The following is a 500-nucleotide window of genomic DNA, read 5'->3' on the forward strand; positions in this document are numbered from 1 at the left end:
GGAATCGGTTTGGCAAATTCGCCGGTTGAGGTGGTGCAGTTCATCGTTAATCCACCTAACGAGCTAACAACTTTGGTCACATTCGGAACCCAGTGAGCGTTCAGGTTCGTCGGATCGTTACCAGCTCCTATCGGTGCATAGACGGAACCCAGATCGGCAATGGTCACCAGTCCGTCCTGGATGATCCGGTTGTGAAGGGTCAGGCCCATCGAGGCAATGCCTGCTTCAAGCGAATCGAAGACCATCAATCCATCAGCCCCCATCAAGCCGCCGGGGTTGTTCTTGTTCACGACCGCGGACGACGTGCCGCGCGCGGTTTCGTGCAGCGCGATGGCAGCCATCAAGACCGGATCAATGCCCCGTTCTTCGGCCACTTTCCGGAACACATCGCCCATCCCGCTGAAAACGCCGGCAGAATCGAGTTGTTCGTTCCAAAGGGCTTCGTTCATTTCGCCGTCCGGCGCACAATACGCGCCGCCCACAGAGCCGGAGAGAGCGCT

At 58.0% G+C, this 500-nt stretch carries 1 protein-coding gene; it reads right to left on the reverse strand.

The genetic code is table 11. The features are described 5' to 3' along the window. The coding region (locus AC2Q9J_RS17580; RefSeq protein WP_499041956.1) for a glucosaminidase domain-containing protein at positions 1–500 on the reverse strand (500 nt) is incomplete at both ends.

This window comes from Planococcus sp. RAB007_Raresut, from assembly GCF_057369535.1.